Raw genomic sequence first — 17,145 nt, forward strand, 5'->3', positions numbered from 1 at the left:
GCTCCGGCTAGTAAAAAACCGGGCCCTATACTTTTTAAAATAGATGCTTTAGAAGAAGTATTTTTATGTTTCATTTAGAATATTGAACCGTTAAAAACAGGCGCAGCCGAGAAAACAATTTATGCAAATTCGGCAATAATTTCTGTATTAACTTCGTGACCGCCGTTATATCTTTTTATTTCAAAATTATTAGGAAATAATTCTTTTAGTCTTTTTTCCTCTACCTCAATAATTCCGTTTTTTAGGTACTTATCTTTGGTTCCATAGATAAAGGTGAAGTTTGTATTTTTTAAAAATTGAAAATCTTCTTTCTTTAATTCGGCAGGAACTTTTCCCGAATGCATAATTAATTCATCGCAATTAATTCTTCGTTTTGCTACCCATCTTGTCACCACCGAAACACCCTGGGAATACCCAAAAAGAATGAGTCTTGGCGCATCCTGCAGGTTTTCAGCTTTATAAACTTCATCGAGATAATTCAGTACATTTTCGGTTTCCATCTTTGTATTTTCACGGGTGAGCCAGGAGGCACCCACGTGTTTGTATTCTGCGTTGAGATAGTACTTGGATGGCGCCTGCGGGGCGATGATGTAATTCTCCTCCGGGTTCAGATGCTTGAAATATTTAAGGAAATATCTGCTTAAATATCCAATGCCGTGACAAACCACCCACACGTTTTTGGTCTTTGGAGTAAAGGTATTCAACACCTCATAGGTGTTGGTGCTTTGGTAGGAAACCTGTTTCTCGCTACTCATTTTTACGTATTTTTACAAAGTAACCAATCTTATTGTGATGACCCAAGAAGAAATTTTAGCGCTCTCCAGAAAAGTATGTAAAAACACCTTGATGGAAACCCTTGATATTGAATTTACTGAAGTAGGCGATAATTACCTGATGGCGAGAATGCCGGTGACCTCAAAGGTGCATCAGCCGGACGGGGTGCTACATGGGGGCGCCAGTGTAGCCCTGGCCGAAAGTGTGGGGAGTATGGCCAGTTATGTGTTTTTGAATACCGAAGAATTTTTTATCCGCGGCATAGAGATTTCGGCTAATCATTTAAAGAGTATCTCTGAAGGTTTTGTCTATGCCAAAGCCAGTTTTATCCATAAAGGTCAAACCACGCAACTTTGGGAAATAAAGATCACCGATGAAGAAAACAACCTGATCTCCATTGTAAAATTAACAACGATTGCTTTACCAAAAAACAAGTAAAAGATGAATGCAGAAGAATTTTTTAGTCGACTTGAGGAGCATTTGCACCAGGGGAAACCCTTTGTTGCCTGGCACGATCCTGGTTCGGGCAGGGGGATGACCACCGCTTTATTGCAGGAAGATACTTCCGGGAATCTGGTGAATGATTTTAATGAAAGCGGATTTGTTTTTGCTCCTTTTCAGAATGATTTACCAACCTATATTATTCCGCAGGAAAAGTCTGAATTCCTGCAAACGGAATATTCCGGGTTTATAGATCACGAAAAAGCCCTGGAGAAGGAAAGCCCTGAATTTCCGCCGGAGCAATTTATTCAGAAAGAAAAATCTGCGCACGAAAATCTTGTTCAAAAAGGTATAGATGCCATTAAGGCCGGAGCTTTTAAAAAGGTAGTGCTATCCCGAAAAGAAGAGGTAGAAACCCAATTGGGACCGCTGGAAATATTTAAGGATCTTCTGAAGAAATATAAAGAGGCTTTTGTTTACATCTGGTTTCATCCAAAAACCGATATCTGGATGGGAGCGACCCCTGAGACCTTGCTTAAGGTGGAAAGAAATAAATTTAAAACAATGGCCCTAGCGGGAACTCAGGCTTTCAAAGGAATTACCAATGTGAACTGGGAAGAGAAGGAGATTGAAGAACAAGAAATCGTGACCGATTTTATCCTGGAAAACGTTGAAAAAGTCTCTGGTGGTAAAGTGTCGCGATCTGAAGCTTATACGGCCAGAGCCGGAAATTTATTGCATTTGCGAACCGATATTCAGGGAGATATTCAACCGGGTACTTCAAATTTAAGAAAATTGATAATGACACTTCATCCCACTCCTGCCGTGTGCGGTATGCCCAGGGATGTCGCTAAGCAATTCATATTAGAAAACGAAAATTATGACCGCGAATTCTATACAGGATTTTTAGGAGAGCTAAATTTTAAAAAGAAGATTAAACGTAGCTCCAACCGAAGAAACCAGGAAAACCAGGCTTATAGCAGTATCAGTTCTTCAACTTCTTTATTTGTTAACTTACGCTGTATGAAGATTGAAGACGATGAAGCCGAGATCTTTGTAGGGGGCGGGATAACTAAAGATTCAGATCCTGTTCAGGAATTTGAAGAGACACAAAACAAAGCCCAGACCATCAAAGCCGTTTTAGTTAAATAAATCCTACGGAAAATCGTAATTTTGAGTGAAAAATAGAGCGTCTTCCTGAAGTTATTACTCATTTCAAACAGGATGAACAGCCTGACGCCTTTTCAAAAACATATATTAGTGAAATATTCCAAAATACCTGTTGCCCGCTCGGTTGTAGCACTTTGTGTGGCCAAAAACATACATCACGTAATCATCTCTCCGGGTTCGCGAAATGCCCCGCTCACTCTCGGATTTACACATCATCCGGAAATCAAAGCATACAGTTTGGTAGATGAGCGATCTGCAGCTTTTCATGCCCTGGGAATGGCTCAGCAGCTCCAACAGCCGGTGGCGCTGGTTTGTAGTTCGGGGTCTGCCTTGCTCAATTATTATCCGGCCATTGCCGAAGCTTTTTACAGTGATATTCCATTGGTGATCATATCGGCCGATCGGCCGATAGAGCGTATAGACATAGGCGATGGTCAAACCATTCGGCAGAAGAACGTTTTTGAAAACCATATTTTATATTCGGCGAATTTACATTCAGAATTGGTTTTAGACCAAATCACTACTGATCCCAAGCTTCAGCAGAAACAATTTGAAGCGCAAAAACACAATGAAAGAGAGATAAACCTGGCCCTGAACAAGGCCATAGAAGGAAAAGGACCGGTGCACATTAATGTGCCTTTTTATGAGCCCCTGTATGACCTGGTAGAAAATGTGGAGGTGAATCCACTACAGATTTTGCCAGAGTTCAAGGAGCGTACTTATACCGGAAAACAATTAAATACATACGCTGATACCTGGAATAAGGCTAAGCGAAAGATGGTAATTGTGGGAGTAGCTCAACCTAATGCGATTGAACAAAGATTTTTGGATGAATTGGCTCAGGATGACTCTGTGATCTTTTTTACTGAAACCACCTCGAATATACATCATCCAGATTTTATTACCAGAATAGATACCGTTGTGGGCCCTATTGAGAGGGAAGCAGACCCTGAAGAGCTTTTCAGGAAACTACAGCCAGAGATCCTGCTTACTTTTGGAGGAATGATCGTTTCAAAAAAGATCAAAGCTTTTCTCAGGAAATACCAGCCACAACATCACTGGCATATTGATGAGAAAAAGGCATACAATACTTTTTTCTGTCTAAACAAACATTTTGAAACCGATGTCAATTCATTTTTCAGCAATTTTCTCCCTTTGGTGAGAAATCAGGCAAGCGATTATGGAGAGTTCTGGAAAAAAATATGGAAGAAACGGCAGGATCGACACGAGGAATATATGGATGAGATTCCTTATTCCGATTTAAAGGCCATGCAGCTTGTCGCGCCTGAGGTTCCAGAAAACTATATGCTTCAGCTGGGGAACAGTTCAATTATCCGTTATGCCCAGTTGTTCAAATGGAAAGAGACTTTACGAATCTTTTGTAATCGCGGCACCAGTGGGATAGATGGCAGTGTTTCTACGGCTGCGGGTGCTGCTTGCGTATCTATAGAACCAACGCTTCTTATCGTTGGTGACCTGAGCTTTTTCTACGACAGTAATGCTCTCTGGAATAATTATTTGCCGTCTAATTTCAGAATAATTGTTTTGAATAACCAGGGCGGGGGAATATTCAGGATACTTCCGGGGAATAAGAACACGGAAAATTTCGATACTTATTTCGAGACGGTACATCAACTCAAGGCCAAACCTGTTTGTGAACTTTACGGACTGGAGTATGCTTTTGCTGAAAATTCTCTGGATATCAAAAAGGAAATGCAAAGCTTTTTTAATCCTTCAGAAAGACCTAAGCTTTTGGAAATTTTCACGCCACGAAAACTCAATGATGAGGTATTACTCGAATACTTCAATTTTATGAAATCTTAAGATTTGATTTTCGGTATTGATGCCTGTTTTTGCTAATTTTAAGTGTATTAACCAAAAAATAAATAAAATATGGCAACTAAGACCGATGAAAAAGTTGGAAAGTATATCCAGGACGTAAAGGACAATGTTGGCGAAGAGCCGGATATTGATCTACTAAGAAAGATAACTGAGGCTTTAGGCCCAAGTATCTTCAGAAGTGATGCTGAAACCGTTTCAAGTTCTTCAGAATCTGAAATGGAAACCGTGAAAAAGAATTTCCTCATCAATAAATTAGGTCTTAAAGACGATGAAAAACTGGATGTAGGCCTGAATGCCGTTATGGAAAAATACGGAAAATCCAACCGCAACAAGTATCGTGCAGTGGTCTATTATCTGCTTACTAAATATTTTGAGAAAGAAAGTGTCTATAAATAGACTAAATTGAATAATAAGGAAATCCGCTTTTTGGAAACAAAAGGCGGATTTTCTGTTTTTACAGAAAAGCCCGTAATTATAAAGTATCTTTGCGTTTTAAATTTTTGTTATGCTGAATATTGGTGAATATCACACCCTTACTATAGACCGGGAGACCGAGCCCGGACTTTTTCTTACCAACGAAGAAGGTGATGAGGTTTTACTTCCGAATAAATATATCCCAGAAAGCTGGGAAATTGGGGGAGAAATAAGAGTTTTTGTCTACCTGGATCACGAGGAACGGCCTGTGGCAACTACCCTGGAGCCTCTGGTAAAGCTGGATGAGTTCGCGTTCTTAAAATGTGTGGAGGTAAATGAATACGGGGCCTTCCTGGATTGGGGCTTAGAAAAGCATTTGTTTGTTCCGTTTAAGGAGCAGGCTTACCCGATGAAAAAAGGCGGGAGGTATTTGATCTTTTGTTATTTAGACGAAGAAACCAACCGTTTGGTGGCTTCCAGTAAAGTTCATGCTTTTCTGGATAATTCAGAGTTAACCGTAGAACCTTTTGAAGAAGTAGATCTTATTATTAGTAATAAATCTGATCTGGGATATAACGTGATCATCAATGAACTACATCTTGGTCTTATCTATAATGATGAGATCTTCCAGCCGCTTAATGTTGGCGATTATATGAAGGGTTTCATAAAAAAAACCAGGCCCGACGGCAAGATAGATGTCATGCTTCAGCGGCCCGGATACAGAAGTATTGAGCCTAATGCTCAACGCATTTTAGATGAATTGGCGGCAAACCATGGCCATCTTAAGATCACAGATAAATCTGATCCTGCACAGATTCAAAATGTGTTGGAGATGAGTAAAAAGAGTTTTAAGCGCGCTGCAGGCAATCTTTATAAGCAACGTAAGATAGACATTACCGAAGACGGTATTTATCTAAAAGAAGATCAGTAATACCTGCCATAAGGAGAATAAAAAGATCTGCGCCCGTACATGCTTCTCACTGCCGAGTTGTGAAGAGCGTTTTGGTATATTCGTTGGTTTCTGTAATATGGGTTTGAATTAAGGGCTTCATTTTCTACTTCAGCCCGCTTGTATAATCTGGTTTGAGTGGAAAGTTCAAAATCCTTTCTTTCTTTTTTAGGAAGAGGAGAGCCTATATCTACAGTGCGCTGCCGGTAGTTATTCTTTTCATCGATAAGAGCAACGATGTCTACCCCGTTTCTTTTATTTTGATCTACATTGAGGAATTTTCCACTTGGCAGGTTGAAATTTGATTTCTCAAAACCAAAATCAAAATCCTCCAGGCTTCTGTTGAGTTCTTTTCGGCTTAAATCAAAATCGGCTGCATTCCAGGATTCAAATTCCTGGGCCACCAGGCCTGAAAGTCCGGAAAAGAATGAAAAAAGAAATAGTAAATGGATTTTCATCGGGGAATTTTTTGTAATTATATCAAAAACAATGCAAATCTAAGTGCTTTTGTTTAAATTTTAAATTCTTCGGAAGCTTCAAAAAATCCTATTTTTACAATAAATTAAAAATTATGAGCAAAATAGACTGGAAAACAGTTAAAGAATATGAAGATATAACTTATAAGAAAGCCAATGGCGTAGCCCGGATAGCTTTTAACCGTCCGGAAGTTAGAAATGCTTTCAGGCCAAAGACTACCAGCGAGCTATTGGATGCTTTTCATGATGCCCATGAAGATACCTCAATTGGGGTTGTTTTACTTTCAGCAGAAGGACCATCTCCCAAAGACGGGAAATGGGCATTTTGCAGTGGTGGCGATCAAAAAGCCCGTGGTCACCAGGGATATGTGGGTGAAGACGGTTATCATCGTTTGAATATCCTTGAAGTACAACGTTTAATTCGGTTTATGCCGAAAGCTGTAATATGCGTCGTTCCCGGCTGGGCAGTAGGAGGCGGGCATAGTTTGCACGTGGTTTGCGATTTAACCCTTGCGAGTAAGGAACACGCCATTTTTAAACAAACCGACGCCGATGTGACTAGTTTTGATGCCGGTTATGGTTCTGCTTATTTGGCAAAAATGGTGGGGCAGAAGAAAGCCCGGGAGATCTTTTTCCTCGGAAGAAATTACTCGGCGCAGGAAGCTTATGAAATGGGCATGGTAAACGCTGTAATTCCTCATAATGAGCTTGAAGATACCGCTTATGAATGGGCGCAGGAAATCATGGAAAAGTCCCCAACTTCAATTAAAATGCTGAAATTCGCGATGAACATGACTGATGACGGAATGGTAGGGCAGCAGGTCTTTGCAGGAGAAGTTACGCGTCTTGCCTATATGACAGATGAAGCCAAAGAAGGCCGTGATGCATTTCTGGAGAAAAGAAAACCCAATTTTGATAAAAAATGGATCCCTTAGCCAAAGATTTTAGCAATAACCAAATTGATTTAGCTACCCTCCCCAAATACGAATCGGTAGCTTTTTCTTCGGTTTCGCCTAAGTACCTTATAAAAATGAATATTCAGACGGGCATTTTTATGCTCGTCTTGTTTATTATGCTTGGTGTTTTTTGGTTCTTTCAACTTAATCCGGTGCAAACATGGCTTATTTTCGCAATTATTTTAATCGCTTTTATCTTTCGGTTCTGGAATAATTATAAGCTGCTTAAAACATTGGGTTACGCTATAAGGGAAAAAGATATTATATACAGAAGGGGCTTTATTTTCAATAAAACTACACTGATTCCATTTAATAGAGTACAGCACGCTTCAATTTCACGTGGCGTTTGGGATAAAGTTTTAGGTATCTCCAGTCTTAATATTTTTACAGCCGGGGGAAGCGGGAGCGATATTATTATTCCCGGATTAGACCCACAAATGGCGCAACAGTTAAAAGAAGCCATAGCGGTAAAGATTTCCAATGATTAATCCTGAAACCTATAGCACTGCCCGGCGACAATCTAAACCCGGGATTCTTTTGATCTACCTTTCCAGCCTTTATAAATTATTCAGAATGTTTTGGGCTCTTGGGGCCTATTTATTAATAAGCGGACCAAGCAAAACCACCTTGGTTTATGCGGGTTTTGGTTTATTAGTAATAGGTGTTGTAAGCTTTTTCTATAGTTATCTTTATTATCGCAAGTTTGTTTTTTATGTAGATTACGAGCGAAAAGAATTTGTTTTGGAAAAAGGGATTTTCTCTACTGAAAATACAACGATTCCCTTCGATAAAATCCAACAGGTTTATTTTAAGCGCTCTCTTTTGCAACGCTTAATAAAAGTTTATAGCCTGGTAATTGATACGGCTGGTAGCAATCAAAAGGAGGTAGAGATAAAAGCTATTTCCGGAAAGGATGCCAACCGTCTTGCAAAAATTCTCTTAAAAGCAAAATCTGAAAAACCTGATGCATTACAAGGAGAAGGAGACCTTGAAAAACAAGAGGAAAATAACGAGGTTTTCTGGACCCATAAAGTCGGATTTCTTAGGTTACTGAAAATTGGGATAAGCACCAATTATTTACGCGGCCTTTCCCTGATTTTTGCTTTTGTAATGACCGTTTACAACAGGATAAATACTTATTTTAAAGAACAGATTGAAGATGTTGAGGTGTATTTTAATCAGTTTTCCGGGGTACTGCAATCTATTGGGTTTTTAACAGTGCTTTTTGTGCTTTTGTTGCTTTTGAGCATTAGTATAACCATTATAGAGGTTTTTGTTAAATACTACGGCTTAAAAATTCAGCAGAATAAAGATAAAATTGAGGTAGAAATGGGCTTGAAGACCAATACCAAAGTTTCTCTGCAACCCAGAAGGCTTCAGTTAATGAGAATCAAAACGAATCCTGTTCAGGAGCGTTTCGATCTCTACGAAGCACAGCTCTCTTTATCCAGTAGTGAGAATGATCTTCAGAAAAATAAAATAAAGATTCCCGGATTGGAAAAAGAGGTCGTAAAAAAGATAAAATATTTTCTTTACCCCGGATCCACCGAATCCAGCTTTAGCAATACCTTCAGGCCGAATAAATTATTGCTATTCCGTAAAATGTCTCTGGTAATGTTACCTGTATTGGTTTTTCTGACTTTATGGTATTTCACAGCTTTTATCACACTTCCACTCTGGGCGGTTCTGGTGCTGTCAGGTTTATATATTATTGTTGCCGGAAGTATACAGATACTTGCTTTTAAGGCCCGGAAACTGATAGTCACCGAGAAATTTTTGCAAAAGAAAACAGGTTTCTGGAACAAGACCGAAGAAACCCTGGAACTGTATAAAATACAATCGGTGAGTGTAAAGCAACCAATTTGGTATCACCGAAAGAACCTGATAAATGTTGTATTTCATACCGCTGGAGGGGACTTAAGATTTTATGCGGTTACCAAGGAAATTCTACCTTCCATAAATTATGTTTTGTATAAAGCAGAAGCTACCTCAAAAAACTGGATGTAGTAAAAGTTAGATCGGACTTAAAAAACAAATAAAAAAACCACAGATTCTGAAACCCGTGGCTTTTTTCCCTTTTACTAATAAATTTTTTTTTATCTGAGTTTTGGATATTTTTCTGGATTTACTTCGTGAAAAATGCTATAAATCTTTTCAAAGATATCATCGGAAGAAGGTTTTGAGAAATAATCACCATCGGTACCGTAGGCAGGTCGGTGTTCTTTTGCCGTTAAGGTGTCTGGTTTACTATCCAGGAACCTGTATGCATTCTGTTCATTCAATACCTTATCCAGGATAAAAGCTGAGGCTCCCCCCGGAACGTCTTCGTCTATTACCAGAAGGCGATTGGTCTTTTCTACGCTCTTCACAATATCGTGATTCAAATCGAAAGGAAGCAGGCTTTGTACATCAATAACTTCAGCGTTGATGCCAAAGTCTTCCAGTTCCCGGGCGGTTTGCTCTACAATTCTTAAAGTAGATCCGTAAGATACCAGGGTAATGTCTTTTCCTTCTTTTACCGTTTCCACTTTCCCGATAGGAGTACGGATTTCAGCAAGATTTTCAGGCATTTTTTCTTTCAACCTGTAGCCATTAAGGCATTCTACAAGAAGTGCTGGAGTGTCCTGCTCCAGGAGAGTATTATAGAAACCTGCAGCTTTAGTCATATTTCTTGGGACAAGAACATAAATTCCTCGTACCAGATTTAAAATTCCTCCCATTTGGGACCCACTATGCCAGATTCCTTCTAATCTGTGACCTCTGGTCCTTATAATAAGCGGCGCTTTTTGTTTCCCCTTGGTGCGGTATTGCAAAGTGGAAAGATCGTCACTTATTCCCTGCAGGGCATACATTAGATAATCCAGATACTGAATCTCGGCAATTGGGCGAAGACCTCGCATGGACATTCCAATTCCCTGACCTAAAATTGTGGCTTCCCGAATTCCTACATCGGCTACGCGAAGTTTGCCATATTTTTTCTGAAGACCTTCCAGTCCCTGGTTTACATCCCCAATCTCTCCCGAATCTTCACCGAAGATCAAGGTTTCAGGTTTGTTCCCAAAGATATGGTCAAAATTATCCCGAAGGATTATACGCCCGTCAACTTCCTGGGCTTCTTCAGCATACTGAGGTTTCACCTCTTCAATATCGGCTTGATTTTCTATATATAAATGACTGCTATAGTCATCTTTTGCCTGGTCTTCATAGGTGTTTATCCAATCCAGAAGTTCCTGCTTTAATGACGGCTCGTCCTGGACGAGAAATCGCAAACTCTTTCTGGCTGTGGAAAACACATCTTTTTTAAGGGGCTCTTTAATTCCTTTAAGATCCTTGGCCAGACTTACTATTTCATTCTTTTTTTGAGAAGACTTTGAGATTTCCGCAAGAAGTTTGATCAACTCCTTTTGCTTTTCTTTCATCGGGTTGGAATAGTTTTCCCAGGCTTTTCTTTTGCCTTCCCGCACTTCTTTTTTTATTTCTTTTTCCAGGTTTTCAAGATCTTCGTCTGTAGCGAAATCATTACTGATTATCCATTCCCTGAATTTTACATTACAATCATACTCCCGTTCCCAGTTGAGTCTTTGTTCGCTTTTATAGCGTTCATGAGAACCCGAGGTAGAATGGCCCTGGGGCTGTGTTAATTCCTTAACGTGAATCAATACCGGGGAATGATCTTTTCGGGCTATTGTTGCTGCTTTTTCATAAGCTTCAACCAAGGCAACATAATCCCAGCCGTTTACCTTAATTATCTCGTAACCTTTATTGTCTTCATCGCGTTGAAACCCCTTTACGATCTCTGAAATATTTTCTTTAGTAGTTTGATGCCGCGCGTGAACCGAAATCCCGTACTCATCATCCCAAACGCTCAAGACCATAGGCACCTGCAATACTCCGGCAGCATTTAAGGTTTCCCAGAAATGACCTTCGCTGGTACTGGCATTACCAATGGTTCCCCAGGCTACTTCATTACCGTCTTTTGAAAATTTATCAGCATCAATTCCTTCAACGTTGCGATAGATCTTTGATGCCTGTGCAAGACCTAAAAGTCTGGGCATCTGGCCAGCTGTAGGAGAGATATCGGCACTGGAATTCTTTTGTTGGATAAGGTTTTTCCAGCTTCCGTCCTCATTTAGACTGTGCGTAGAGAAATGGCCGCCCATTTGCCTTCCGGCAGACATTGGCTCATTTTCTATATTGCTATCGGCGTAAAGGCCTGCGAAGAATTGTTCAATGTTAAGTTCATTGATCGCCATCATAAAGGTTTGATCTCTGTAATAACCAGACCTGAAATCGCCATTTTTAAAGGCCTTGGCCATAGCGAGTTGAGGCACCTCCTTTCCATCTCCAAATATCCCGAATTTAGCTTTTCCGGTAAGAACTTCCCTTCTCCCCAACAGGCTACATTCGCGACTTGTAACCGCTATGCGGTAATCTCCCAGCACTTGGGCCTTGAAATCTTCAAATGAAATTGAATCTTTAGTCTGTGTTTCGCTTTGCATGAACATTCATTTTATTGAATAACAAATGTAACGAAAACTATAATTATACACAATTCATTAAAAGCCGAATATTTTACGAAATAATTAAATTTTTAGATTTATATTGTTTTTTACGAAAAAAAAAGGAAGTGTTTAACTGTTTAGGTGAATTTCACATAATTTGAGACCTCATAAGTCCTAATATGCTAATGCTGAAAATATTTGTCAATACCACCGCCGGGTGAAGAGTTTAATAAGGGTATTAATATCCAGGGAGACGATGAAACGTATTCTTTGATCATATTTCTCTTTCCCAACTTCCCAACCTAAGCTGGAATAAACCGGAAAAAACACCTCAAAATAATCGTCCACAAGACTAAGCCGCAATCCTGAATCGTAGAGGAATTTAGCACTTTCAAACTGGTTTTTTACCAAACCTGCATCTGCATACACAAAGATGAATTTCCACAAATTTGTACTCCCGTTAATGGTGGTAAGCCATTGGTTAGCATATTCTGGTTGTAATTGGGACTTGAAGCCACCTTCAGCAACAATAATTTGCTGGCTGAATAGCCCACTTCCCTGGCTTCTACCATAGTAGTTATAATCAAATAAATAGTCTGTAGGGCGATCCAGGGCAAAGCTAAAATAATCGGTTTTCTGGCTATCGTTATATAAGAATGCTCCTGCAAAGAACCTGAGATTAATCTGCCGGTTGCTTTTAAACAGCTTACGGTATTCAAGGCTCATAGAAACTTTACTGAATTTTTCAGCAAGCTGGTAATCGAAAGAAGCTCCGTGAAAATCAACCAAATGCGGTTTGCTGTATTGGTAATTGATATTGAAAACATTATAATCCGGCCTGGTTAATGGAACAGCTGGATTTTTATCCCGTCTTACATTTACATTCCTGATGAGTAAACGTTGGCGTTCATTGTTCCTTAGGTTTTTATTCCTGAAGTAAAAGCCAATAAATGGAGTGTATTTTTCGTAGAAAAGCCCATAGTTGTAAGAAAAGCGGGAGCCACTTAGGCCATAGCGGATGGAATGTAATTCCTTATTCTCAAACTGTTGGTTGTATAATAAAGAGGCAGAACCCACAAGGGTTTTACTTTTATACCCATATTTAGGGGAAATACTATATTGGAAATTTTTATTCAGGAAGGTCTTGTTGTACATTTTAGGCCCGATAGAAACACCGTCATAAAGGTTGTAATCAAATTCTGGCATAAAAAAGACCTGGGAATACCGCGGATCTTCAATATCCTGCAGAAGTCGGAATTGTAGTGGTTTATTGAAGAGTGCTGAGACCCGTTTATAATTATCCCTTTGGTTTATCTCTGGGATTATTCCTTCATAATTTAAGGCGAGTCGCTCAATATCTTGTCGGGGAATGCTTACGGTCTTTTTCTGCTTAAAATCATCCACCCAGGTTTTATAGATAATTTGACCGTCTTTAAGGCCATAGAGTGAGACCGGAAAACCGTTACTGCGCTTGTTCAGGACAGTCACTTTTAGCGAATCTTTGGTTTTTACCAGTTCGCTTATTCTGAAATCAATTTTTTCATTTTTAGCAACATACTGGTCAAAAAACCAGGAGATGTCTTTATCAGCACCTTCTTTGAGGTAGGATTCAAAATCTTCTGCTGAAACCGGTTCCATGCTGTTTTCTTTATAGAACTTCTGAATAGAATTTTTTATGGCATTACTATCCAGATAATTCTCCAGATACTTTATGCCGACCCCGGCTTTGTATGGATTAGCAATATTTATATTGAATTTTATGAGAGAATCCTGAGAGGTAGTGAGGGCTTGATCCAGGTTGAGTCTTGCCGTATTCATATGGAGAAACTGGTACTGGTCATTAAATTCCAGGTCGGCGGCGTGAAACCACCTAATTCCAATAATATCGCTTAGGTTTCCAATTAACTTCATCCTTGGATAATACATATCTACATAATCCATCATTAGAGCAACGAGAATAGCATCTTTTACCCATTGTTCTTCCCTGGGATTAACACGAATGGAATTCTTTAAAAGGTTGTTGGTTATGGTTTTTACCTGTTTAATATCGTATTGAAAACCATCTGGAAATGGCCTTATGAAACTCGGGAGTTGGTTAAGTCCATAGATTGGGCTGTCTAAATAATCTTCCTGAGTAACAAATAAGGTACTATGGGGATAAGTGCCCAGGCGCTGATAGATGAATTTTATTATTCTGTCCAGAATAGCCCGTTTAACTGCCGGCTGGAGCCCATCGGCTTCTACATCGGTTAGAATTTCATGAGATTGGGCATATTGAGATTCAAAGAGATAGCTTCTTGTGAGGTAGAGTTTTGATTCGGTTCTGTTTAATCCAACAAGTTCAACGGTTTTTACATCTTCTGAAGTCTGAGAATTTCTTTTAGCCAGAGCACTCGCTATATAGAGGTCTTTAGGGATGCTTAGGGTGATGCTTATATCGGCCGGGCTAGTGAACTGATTGTCCAGGTTGTGGTGACTATAAAACTGCCAGCCATCCCGGTATACTGCAAGATTAATATACCAGTATCTTAATTTGTAATTTCCAACATTGTCTACTCCGTATCGGGTAAATTTATCAGAAGGGATTTTTAGTTTATAGTCAAGATGAATTTCAAATTTTTCTCCCGGTGGTAAAGCCTGTGGTAATTCAACTCTAATAATATCGGGGTGTTGTTCGGGCCGGCTCCAGCTAAGGGGATCTCCGGATTTTTGAGAAAGTGTGTTAATGGAAGTACCTCCTCTTTCAATTTCTTTTGAGAAATGAAAGCGGCGGGAAAACTCTTCAGCAAATCTTTGGGCCAGGGGAGTAGATTTACTGCTGTAGGCATTGGCCCAATCATTTAAATAAATTTCCCTTAAAGTATCTTTACTCTCGTTCTTGTAAATAATTTCCTGCTGAATGTCAAAAGTCCTCAGGGAGTCATTTAACTGCGCGTTCATAGTGATAGAATTTTGAGAATACCCCAAACCTATTCCTGAAATGAGCAGCAGGTAAAAAATAAAATACTTCAAGGGAAATAAGGCTATTTAGCGTGTAACAGAATTTTGCTAAATATAATCAAAGTTTAGCTTCCATAAACTGATTATAATTAGAAGTTAGGACTTAAGTTATACTCGTCGTAGAACATATTAAGGATTTCAATAACCTCGTCTTCTGTATCCACCACCTGTACCAGATCCATGTCTGGTTCACTGATATTTTGAAAGCTATCCAAAAGGGTTTTACGTACCCAATCTACCAGTCCACCCCAGAATTCGGTACCTACCAGAATTATCGGGAACTTATCGATCTTATGGGTCTGGATAAGGGTTATTGCTTCAAAAAGTTCATCCAGGGTACCAAATCCGCCGGGCATAACCACAAAGCCCTGAGAGTATTTAACGAACATGACCTTTCGTACAAAGAAGTAATCAAAGTCAAGACTTTTATCGTTATCGATGTAAGGATTATCGTGTTGCTCAAAGGGAAGTTCTATATTAAGCCCCACTGAAGTCCCACCGCCAAGATGGGCTCCTTTATTACCGGCTTCCATAATTCCAGGGCCCCCACCGGTAATGACACCATATCCGTTTTCTACGATTTTTTTTGAAATTTTTTCAGCAAGTTTGTAATATTTCTGGTCTGGTTTTGTTCGTGCAGATCCAAAAATAGATACACAGGGACCTATTTGGCTAAGTTTTTCATATCCGTTAACAAATTCTCCCATTATTTTAAAAATAGCCCAGGAATCGTTTGTTTTTATTTCGTTCCAGGCTTTATTTTTTAAACTTGTTCTCATATAAAGTTTTTAGTTTTTTAAGTGTAATTCTTTTTTTAGGTAGGGAGCGGTATAACCTTTTCCGGATTTGGCAACTTCTTCAGGCGTACCCTTTGCGATGAGTTTCCCGCCATTTTTACCACCTTCGGGGCCAATATCAATAATATAATCTGCCATCTTAATCACGTCCATATTATGTTCAATAATTAAAACAGTATTCCCTTTATTGGTTAATTTATTTAATACATCCATCAGCACCCGAATGTCTTCAAAGTGTAATCCTGTGGTGGGTTCGTCTAAGATATAAAAGGTGTTTCCTGTGTCTCTTTTAGAAAGTTCAGTAGCCAGTTTTATACGCTGTGCTTCTCCTCCGGAAAGGGTTGTGCTTTGCTGCCCCAGGGTAATATATCCCAAACCTACATCCTTAATGGTCTTTAGTTTACGGTAAATTTTGGGAATTGCTTCAAAAAACTGGGTAGCCTCATTGATGGTCATCTCCAGAACATCGGAAATAGATTTTCCCTTATACCGGATTTCCAGGGTTTCCCGGTTAAAGCGTTTTCCCTGGCAGGTTTCGCATTCCACATAAACATCCGGAAGGAAATTCATCTCTATTACCCTAAGGCCACCTCCTTTACAGGTTTCACATCTCCCTCCTTTGACATTGAAACTAAAACGACCGGGCTTATACCCACGAATAAGAGACTCGGGAGTTTTTGCAAAAAGATTTCTAATTTCAGAGAAAACCCCTGTATAGGTAGCAGGGTTGGAGCGAGGTGTTCTACCAATGGGTGTCTGATTAATATCAATTACTTTATCGATATTATCCAGGCCTTTTATGTTAGTATATGGCATAGGTATTTTTACCCCATTAAAATAATAGGCATTCATAATGGGATAGAGTGTTTCATTGATCAGGGTAGATTTTCCGCTACCGGAAACTCCGGTTACCGCAATCATTTTTCCCAGGGGGATTTTTACCGAAACTTTTTTCAGGTTATTGCCGGTAGCCCCTTTTAACTCTATAAACTTACCATTACCTTTTCTTCTTTCTTCAGGAACTTTTATTTCTTTAGTTCCATTAAGGTAAGCAGCGGTAAGGGTATTGTGTTTCTTTAATTCAGAAGGTGTTCCTTCACTTATTATTTCTCCACCGTGTTTTCCGGCTTCGGGTCCAATATCTATCACATGGTCTGCCCGCTCTATCATATCTTTATCATGCTCTACCACGATAACCGAATTTCCGAGGTCGCGTAGAGAAACCAGAGAATTGATAAGTTTTTCATTATCCCGTTGATGTAAGCCAATGCTGGGCTCATCTAAAATGTAGAGCACTCCTACCAGCTGGGATCCTATTTGAGTAGCCAGCCTGATACGCTGAGCTTCACCTCCCGAAAGAGATTTTGAGTTCCGGTTTAGAGCCAGATAAGTTAGACCAACATCTATTAGAAATTGAATTCTTGTGCGTATTTCCTTAATTACTTCTGAAGCGATTTGATTTTGTTTCGGGCTCAGGTGTTTTTCCAGGTCTTTAAACCATTTCGCCAGATCGCTGATATCGAGCTGGGCGAGCTCGGCAATATTTTTATCGTGAATTTTAAAGTAAAGGGACTCTTTCTTTAATCGTGTACCCTGACATTCTGGGCATTCTATCTTATCCATATATTCCTTAGCCCAGCGCCTAAGAGAAGTAGAGTCGTTGTTATAATAGGTCTTTTCAATAAAAGTAGCTACTCCTTCAAAATCGATTTTAAAATCCCGGGTAATTCCCAGGGTCTTAGATTCTTTAGAGAATTTTTCCTTTCCTCCGAAGAGGATAAGTTCCATTGCTTCTTTGGGAATTTTATTTATAGGCTCTGAAAG

General features: G+C 39.5%; 14 protein-coding genes. 8 read left to right on the plus strand and 6 right to left on the minus strand.

Annotated elements, in window-relative coordinates; translation table 11 throughout:
• Positions 1 to 119: 119 nt before the first annotated feature.
• The gene (locus tag VIM94_RS11180; protein ID WP_332039382.1) at positions 120 to 755 is read right to left on the minus strand and encodes an esterase; all 636 of its coding nucleotides are present in this window, start codon (positions 753 to 755) and stop codon (positions 120 to 122) included.
• A gap of 37 nt (positions 756 to 792) precedes the next feature.
• On the opposite strand from VIM94_RS11180, the gene VIM94_RS11185 reads away from it, so the two are divergent.
• From VIM94_RS11185 to VIM94_RS11205, 5 genes are all read left to right on the plus strand, one after another.
• Entirely contained in the window at positions 793 to 1,212 is a 420-nt protein-coding gene (locus VIM94_RS11185) for a PaaI family thioesterase (RefSeq protein ID WP_414707177.1), read from the plus strand.
• A gap of 3 nt (positions 1,213 to 1,215) precedes the next feature.
• Positions 1,216 to 2,367, plus strand: coding sequence for a chorismate-binding protein (locus tag VIM94_RS11190; protein ID WP_332039383.1), 1,152 nt, complete (start codon positions 1,216 to 1,218; stop codon positions 2,365 to 2,367).
• Positions 2,368 to 2,475: 108 nt separating this feature from the next.
• Entirely contained in the window at positions 2,476 to 4,209 is a 1,734-nt protein-coding gene (gene menD, locus VIM94_RS11195) for a 2-succinyl-5-enolpyruvyl-6-hydroxy-3-cyclohexene-1-carboxylic-acid synthase (RefSeq protein ID WP_332039384.1), read from the plus strand.
• Positions 4,210 to 4,278: 69 nt separating this feature from the next.
• Positions 4,279 to 4,623, plus strand: coding sequence for a DUF2853 family protein (locus VIM94_RS11200; RefSeq protein WP_332039385.1), 345 nt, complete (start codon positions 4,279 to 4,281; stop codon positions 4,621 to 4,623).
• Between the two features lie 109 nt (positions 4,624 to 4,732).
• Positions 4,733 to 5,572, plus strand: a complete 840-nt coding sequence (locus VIM94_RS11205; RefSeq protein WP_332039386.1) for a CvfB family protein — start codon at positions 4,733 to 4,735, stop codon at positions 5,570 to 5,572.
• Here VIM94_RS11205 and VIM94_RS11210 read toward each other — a convergent pair.
• Entirely contained in the window at positions 5,566 to 6,048 is a 483-nt protein-coding gene (locus VIM94_RS11210) for a hypothetical protein (protein WP_332039387.1), read from the minus strand. The two genes, VIM94_RS11205 and VIM94_RS11210, sit on opposite strands and share 7 nt — an antisense overlap.
• Positions 6,049 to 6,161: 113 nt before the next feature.
• On the opposite strand from VIM94_RS11210, the gene VIM94_RS11215 reads away from it, so the two are divergent.
• From VIM94_RS11215 to VIM94_RS11225, 3 genes are read left to right on the plus strand one after another with little or no spacing between them, the layout of a single operon-like run.
• Entirely contained in the window at positions 6,162 to 7,001 is an 840-nt protein-coding gene (locus tag VIM94_RS11215) for a 1,4-dihydroxy-2-naphthoyl-CoA synthase (RefSeq protein ID WP_332039388.1), read from the plus strand.
• Positions 6,989 to 7,510, plus strand: a complete 522-nt coding sequence (locus VIM94_RS11220; protein WP_332039389.1) for a PH domain-containing protein — start codon at positions 6,989 to 6,991, stop codon at positions 7,508 to 7,510. The genes VIM94_RS11215 and VIM94_RS11220 overlap by 13 nt, the downstream gene beginning before the upstream one ends.
• The gene (locus VIM94_RS11225; protein WP_332039390.1) at positions 7,503 to 9,029 is read left to right on the plus strand and encodes a PH domain-containing protein; all 1,527 of its coding nucleotides are present in this window, start codon (positions 7,503 to 7,505) and stop codon (positions 9,027 to 9,029) included. The genes VIM94_RS11220 and VIM94_RS11225 overlap by 8 nt, the downstream gene beginning before the upstream one ends.
• 89 nt (positions 9,030 to 9,118) lie before the next feature.
• On the opposite strand, the gene VIM94_RS11230 is transcribed toward VIM94_RS11225, so the two are convergent.
• From VIM94_RS11230 to uvrA, 4 genes are all read right to left on the minus strand, one after another.
• On the minus strand, positions 9,119 to 11,521 hold the full coding sequence (locus VIM94_RS11230) for an alpha-ketoacid dehydrogenase subunit alpha/beta (RefSeq protein ID WP_332039391.1): 2,403 nt from the start codon (positions 11,519 to 11,521) through the stop codon (positions 9,119 to 9,121).
• A 204-nt stretch (positions 11,522 to 11,725) separates the two neighbouring features.
• Positions 11,726 to 14,464 carry a metalloprotease gene (locus VIM94_RS11235; RefSeq protein ID WP_332039392.1) on the minus strand — a complete coding sequence of 913 codons (2,739 nt, stop codon included), beginning with the start codon at positions 14,462 to 14,464 and terminating at the stop codon, positions 11,726 to 11,728.
• A 149-nt stretch (positions 14,465 to 14,613) separates the two neighbouring features.
• A complete protein-coding gene (locus VIM94_RS11240; RefSeq protein ID WP_332039393.1) occupies positions 14,614 to 15,303 on the minus strand; it encodes a TIGR00730 family Rossman fold protein in 690 nt (229 codons plus the stop codon).
• Between the two features lie 9 nt (positions 15,304 to 15,312).
• Positions 15,313 to 17,145 (minus strand): excinuclease ABC subunit UvrA (uvrA, locus tag VIM94_RS11245; RefSeq protein WP_332039394.1); only part of this gene is annotated, 1,833 nt, incomplete at its 5' end.

Source organism: Salegentibacter sp., from assembly GCF_036568425.1.
Lineage (GTDB): Bacteria > Bacteroidota > Bacteroidia > Flavobacteriales > Flavobacteriaceae > Salegentibacter.